Consider the following 6,137-nt stretch of genomic DNA (forward strand, 5'->3'; position numbering starts at 1 on the left):
GCGAGCGCGTGAGCGCGCGGAGCGGGGCCGGGCCGCGGACGGCTGGTTCGCGCGGCTGCGGGCGGCCGTGCGCGGCCGCAGCGTCGCCGGACAGGTGTTCGTGCTCCAGGTCGTGGTGGTACTGCTGCTGGTCGTGGCCGCGGTGGTCGCCCTGGTGCTCCAGGTGCAGCACGACAGCACGCAGGAGGCCCGCAACCGGTCGCTGGCGGTCGCCGAGACGTTCGCCAACGCGCCGGGGACCAGCGCCGCGCTCACCGGCCCGAACCCGACGGCCGTACTGCAACCGCAGGCCGAGGCGGCCCGCGAGGCGGCGCACGTCGACTTCATCGTCGTGACGAACACCGCCGGGATCCGCTACACCCACCCCGTGCCGGGCCGGATCGGCCAGAAGTTCGTGGGCGCCATCGAACCGGCGCTGCGCGGACGGCCCGTCGTGGAGGAGATCAACGGGACCATCGGGCGGCTGGTGCAGGCGGTGGTACCGGTCAGGGCGCCCGACGGCAGGGTCGTGGGGCTGGTCGCGGCCGGCATCACCACGCACAACGCGGGGGGTCTGGCAGACCGGCAGCTCCCCGTCGTACTGGGCGCCGCTGCCGCCGGCGTCGCCCTGGCCACCGCGGGAACGGCACTGGTCAGCAGGCGGTTGCTGCGCCAGACGCACGGGCTGGGCCCGGGCGAGATGACCCGGATGTACGAGCACCACGACGCGGTGCTGCACTCGGTCCGGGAAGGCGTGATCATCGTCGGCGACGAGGGCCGGCTGCTCCTCGCCAACGACGAGGCGCACCGCCTGCTCGGCCTGCCCGCGGACGCGGAGGGCCGCGGGGTGCTCGACCTGGGGCTCGATCAGGGCACGGCGGAGCTGCTGGCGTCCGGGCGGATCGCCACCGACGAGGTGCGCCTGGTCGGCGACCGGCTGCTGGCGGTCAACCAGCGGCCCACCGACCTGGAAGGCGGCCCGTCGGGCAGCGTGGCCACCCTGCGCGACTCCACGGAGCTGCGCGCCCTCTCCGGCCGCGCGGAGGTGGCCCGCGAGCGGCTGAGCCTGCTCTACGACGCCGGGGTGGGCGTGGGCACCACCCTGGACGTGACCCGGACGGCTCAGGAGCTGGTGCGGGTGGCCGTGCCGCGCTTCGCGGACTTCGTCACGGTGGACCTGTACGACGCCGTCCTGCGCGGTGAGGAGCCCGGCCAGGGCGGGCCGATGCGCCGTACGGCGGCCGGGGGCATCCGCGAGGACGCCCCCCTGTACCCGGTGGGCGCGCAGATCCGCTTCGTCGCCTCTTCCCCGCAGGCGCACGGCCTCAGCACCCGCCGCCCGGTCCTGGAGCCGCGCCTGGAGGCCGCCCCGGGCTGGCTGGCGCAGGACGTGGAGCGCGCCGGGCGGGTGGTGCGGTACGGCATCCACTCGCTGATCACCGTCCCGGTACGGGCGGGCGCCGTCGTGCTGGGCCTGGTCGACTTCTGGCGCTCGGAGAAGGACGAGCCGTTCGACGCCGAGGAACTGGCCCTGGCGGAGGAGTTGGTCGCCCGGGCCGCGGTCTCCATCGACAACGCCCGCCGCTACACGCGCGAGCACGGCATGGCGGTCACCCTGCAGCGCAGCCTGCTGCCCCGCAGCCTGCCCGAGCAGGGCGCCCTGGACCTCGCCTACCGCTATCTGCCCGCGCAGGCGGGGGTGGGCGGGGACTGGTTCGACGTGCTGCCGCTGTCGGGAGCGCGGGTGGCGCTCGTGGTGGGAGACGTGGTCGGCCACGGGCTGCACGCCGCGGCCACCATGGGACGGCTGCGCACCGCGGTGCACAACTTCTCCTCCCTCGACCTGCCGCCCGACGAACTGCTCGGGTTGCTGGACGAGATGGTCGACCGGATCGACCAGGACGAGACGGCCGACGGCACCGGCGCGCCCGTGATTGGGGCGACCTGCCTGTACGCGATCTACGATCCCGTCTCCCGGCGCTGCGTGATGGCCCGCGCGGGCCACCCGCCGCCGGCCGTGATCGCGCCGGACGGTGTGGTGACGTTCGCCGACGTGCCCGCCGGTCCCCCGCTCGGGCTCGGCGGCCTGCCGTTCGAGACGGCCGAACTGGAACTCGCCGAGGGCAGCCGTCTGGTCCTGTACACCGACGGGCTCGTCGAGGACCGGGCGCGGGACATCGACGTAGGCCTGGAGGAGTTGCGGGGCGCGCTGTCCTCGGCCGGCGAGTCGCCCGAGGAGACGTGCCGCGCGGTGCTGGACTCGCGGCTGCCCCTGCGGCCGGGTGACGACATCGCGCTGCTCGTCGCGCGGACCCGGGCGCTGCATTCGGACCGGGTCACCGAGTGGGAGGTGCCCGCGGATCCGGCGGCCGTCGCCGACGTACGGGCCTCGGTGAACCGGCGGCTGGCGCGGTGGGGGCTCGAGGAGGCGGCCTTCACCACCGAGCTGATCCTCAGTGAGCTGGTCACCAACGCGATCCGGTACGGCAGCGCTCCCATCCGGGTACGGATGCTGCGCGACACCGCCCTGATCTGCGAGGTCCTCGACAGCAGCAGCACCTCGCCGCATCTGCGGTACGCGGCGTCCACCGACGAGGGCGGCCGGGGGCTGTTCCTGGTCGCCCAGCTCGCGGACCGCTGGGGCACGCGCTACACGCCCACCGGGAAGGTCATCTGGGCCGAGCAGTCCCTGTCCTGAACCCGATGCGCCCCCTCGTTCGTTCCTACGAATTCTCCGCGCGGTGGGTGACCATCTGTTCGAGCTTCTGGTAGGAAACCTTCCTATCAGTTGGTCTACGGGCCAACTCCCCTCCCCCCACTCGCATCTGGAGCCCCCGTGGTGCATCCGATCCCCGAAACGTCCAGGCCGGCCGACGCCTCCCGCCGCGCCGTCCTCACCCTCCTCGGCGCCTCACTGGCCGCCGTGCCCCTGCTCGGCGCCGCACCCCGCGCGATGGCGTCCCCGGCGGCGGCGCCGGGCCTGGACGACCCGGCGAAGAAGGAGATCGCCATGAAGCTGGTGTCGAGCGCGGAGAACTCCTCGCTCGACTGGAAGGCGCAGTACAAGTACATCGAGGACATCGGTGACGGCCGCGGCTACACCGCCGGCATCATCGGCTTCTGCTCCGGCACCGGCGACATGCTCGACCTGGTCCAGCTCTACACCGACCGCAGGCCCGGCAACGTGCTCGCCAAGTACCTGCCCGCCCTGCGCAAGGTCGACGGCAGCGACTCCCACGCCGGACTCGACCCCGACTTCACCAAGGACTGGCGCACGGCGGCCAAGGACACCGCGTTCCAGCAGGCCCAGAACGACGAGCGGGACCGCGTCTACTTCGACCCGGCCGTCGCGCAGGGCAAGGCGGACGGGCTGCGCGCGCTCGGCCAGTTCGCCTACTACGACGCCATCGTGATGCACGGCGGCGGCGACGACCCGACGAGCTTCGGCAGCATACGCAAGCGGGCGCTGCGCAGCGCCGAGCCGCCGGCGCGGGGCGGCGACGAGGTGACGTACCTGAACGCGTTCCTGGACGCCCGGGTGTGGGCCATGAAGCAGGAGGAGGCACACAGCGACACCAGCAGGGTCGACACCGAGCAGCGGGTCTTCCTGCGCAAGGGCAACCTCGACCTGAAGCCGCCGCTGGACTGGAAGGTGTACGGCGACTCGTACCACATCGGCTGACGCGAACCGGCGGGCCGCGGGGCCCGGCAGCGGGTCCCGGGGCCGTCAGCCCAGGGCGCGGTCGAGGTTGTAGGCGGCGCTGATCAGGGACAGGTGGGTGAAGGCCTGCGGGAAGTTGCCCTGCTGTTCGCCGGTGCGGCCGATCTCCTCCGCGTACAGGCCGAGGTGGTTGGCGTAGGTGAGCATCTTCTCGAAGGCGAGGCGCGCCTCGTCCAGGCGCCCCGCGCGGGTCAGGGCCTCGACGTACCAGAAGGAGCAGATCGAGAAGGTGCCCTCCTCGCCGCGCAGCCCGTCGGGGCTGGTGCGCGGGTCGTAGCGGTAGACGAGGGAGTCGGAGACCAGGTCCTCGGTGAGCGCGTCGAGGGTGGACAGCCACTTCGGGTCGGTCGGGGCGATGAACTTGGCCAGCGGCATCATCAGGACGGCGGCGTCCAGCACGTCGCCGCCCTCGTACTGGACGAACGCCTGGCGCCGCTCGGACCAGCCGCGGTCCATGACGCGGCGGTAGATCGTGTCGCGGGCGCGCTGCCAGCGCGCCAGGTCGGCGGGCAGCCCGCGGTGGTTGGCCAGCCGGACGGCGCGTTCGACCGCGACCCAGCACATCAGGCGCGAGTACAGGAAGTTCCGGCGTCCGCCGCGGGTCTCCCACACGCCCTCGTCGGGCTGGTCCCAGTTGTCGCAGACCCAGTCCACCAGCGCGCACACGTCGTCCCACTGGGCGCTGGAGATCGGCTCGGCCCACTTGTCGTAGAGGTAGATGGAGTCGATCAGGGCGCCGTAGATGTCGAGCTGGAGCTGGTCGGCGGCGGCGTTGCCGACGCGGACCGGGGCGGAGCCCTGGTGGCCCTGGAGATGGGGCAGTTCGTACTCGGGGAGTTCGGCCCGGCCGTCGATGCCGTACATGATCTGCAGGGGGCCGGTGGCCTTGCCGTCGCCCGGGCTGATGTGCCGGGTGAGGAACCGCATGAAGGCCGCGGCCTCGCCGCTGAAACCGAGGCGCAGCAGGGCGTAGACCGCGAACGCCGCGTCGCGCACCCAGACGTAGCGGTAGTCCCAGTTGCGTTCGCCCCCGATGCGTTCGGGCAGGCTGGTGGTGGGCGCGGCGACGATGGCACCGGTCGGGGCGTAGGTGAGGAGTTTCAGGGTGAGCGCGGAGCGGTGGACCATCTCCCGCCAGCGGCCGCGGTAGCGGGACTGCGCGATCCAGCGCCGCCAGTACGCCACGGTGACCTCGAACTGCTCCTCCGCCTCGGCCCGCGCGCACCGGCGCGGAGCCACCTCGCCGCCCACCTGGTCCAGGGCGAAGACCGCCGACTCGCCCTCGGTCAGCTTGAAGTCGGCGCGGACGTCCGGTCCCTCGGTCTCCAGGGGCACGGTGGCGGTGAGCGCGAGGGCCGAGGCCGCGGACTCGAACAGGGCCAGGTGGCCCTCGATGCGCACCGTGTGCGGGTCGGCGCCGTAGCGGAAGCGGGGGGCCACGCGCGCGCGGAAGGGGACGGTACCCCGCACGCACACCACGCGCCGGATCAGGCGGTGGCGTTCGGCGTCGCCGCCGTCGCCGCACACCGGCATGAAGTCCTGCACCTCGCCGACGCCGTCCTCGGTGAAGAACCGGGTGATCAGCACGTTGGTGTCGGGGAAGTAGAACTGCTTGGTGCGGGCTCCCTGGGCCGCGGCGAGTTCGAAGCAGCCGCCCCGCTCGGCGTCCAGTACGGCGGCGAAGACGCTGGGGGCGTCGAAGGAGGGACAGCAGTACCAGTCGATCGTGCCGTCGGTGCCCACCAGGGCGACCGTGCGCAGGTCTCCGATCAGGCCGTGGTCGGCGATCGGCACGTACCGGCGCACGCCCGCCACCGGCGGCGGGCTCGGTGTGTCGGCCATCGCTGCGGCCTCCCTGTCCGGTCGCGCGGTTCCCGGGGCCGGCCGCTCCCGGACGGCTCCGCGGGGCCTTTCCAGCTTACGGAGCGGGCGGCCGGAACGGAGGTCGTGGCCCGCGGGAGGTGGCAGCCGAGGCGGGGTTTCCCGGCACGGTGGGCAGGTACTCCTGAGGCGGGCCGGTCCCGGCCCGGCCGGTGCGGCGGGCCCTTCCGGATGCAGGGTGCGGCGCGGCGGGCAATCGTAGGAGGAGGTCCCGGTCCCGCGGCAGGGGCGGCGCAGTCCGGACCCGGGCGGGGACCCGGCCGGACCCGAGGAGGACACATGTCGACGTCAGAGCCCGACGCATCCCGTTCGCCCGGAGCATCCCGTACGCCAGGGGAGCGCTGTACGCCGGACGACGTGCTCCACGCCCGTACCGGTACCGACGTCTCGCCCGAGGACGTCGTGCTGGCCGCGGGCCGTGACATCACCCCGCGCAACCTGGAGTGGGCCAAGCGCAAGATCGAAACGGAGGGGCCGGCCGCCCTGGACAAGCTGCTGCCCTAGGGTGCGGCGGACCGTGCGGTTCCGCCACGGGGCGGGGGCCGGGGCCGTGGGC

At 73.4% G+C, this 6,137-nt stretch carries 4 protein-coding genes; 3 read left to right on the top strand and 1 reads right to left on the bottom strand.

Annotated features, from left to right (window positions below):
- Both ACFC02_RS41130 and ACFC02_RS41135 read left to right on the top strand, forming a co-directional pair.
- A partial coding sequence (locus tag ACFC02_RS41130) for a SpoIIE family protein phosphatase (RefSeq protein WP_376367913.1) occupies window positions 1-2,677 on the top strand: 2,677 nt, incomplete at its 5' end.
- Window positions 2,678-2,815: 138 nt separating this feature from the next.
- Window positions 2,816-3,661 (top strand): chitosanase, encoded by an 846-nt coding sequence (locus ACFC02_RS41135; RefSeq protein WP_376367915.1) that lies wholly within the window; start codon window positions 2,816-2,818, stop codon window positions 3,659-3,661.
- Window positions 3,662-3,706: 45 nt separating this feature from the next.
- Here ACFC02_RS41135 and ACFC02_RS41140 read toward each other — a convergent pair whose 3' ends face one another.
- Entirely contained in the window at window positions 3,707-5,542 is a 1,836-nt protein-coding gene (locus ACFC02_RS41140; protein ID WP_376367917.1) for a glycoside hydrolase family 15 protein, read from the bottom strand.
- A 318-nt stretch (window positions 5,543-5,860) separates the two neighbouring features.
- Between ACFC02_RS41140 and ACFC02_RS41145 the strand changes: the two genes are divergently transcribed.
- Window positions 5,861-6,085, top strand: a complete 225-nt coding sequence (locus tag ACFC02_RS41145; protein WP_360961620.1) for a hypothetical protein — start codon at window positions 5,861-5,863, stop codon at window positions 6,083-6,085.
- Window positions 6,086-6,137: the final 52 nt, after the last annotated feature.

The sequence above is a fragment of the Streptomyces sp. NPDC056160 genome (genome assembly GCF_042268205.1).
Classification (GTDB): Bacteria; Actinomycetota; Actinomycetes; order Streptomycetales; family Streptomycetaceae; genus Streptomyces.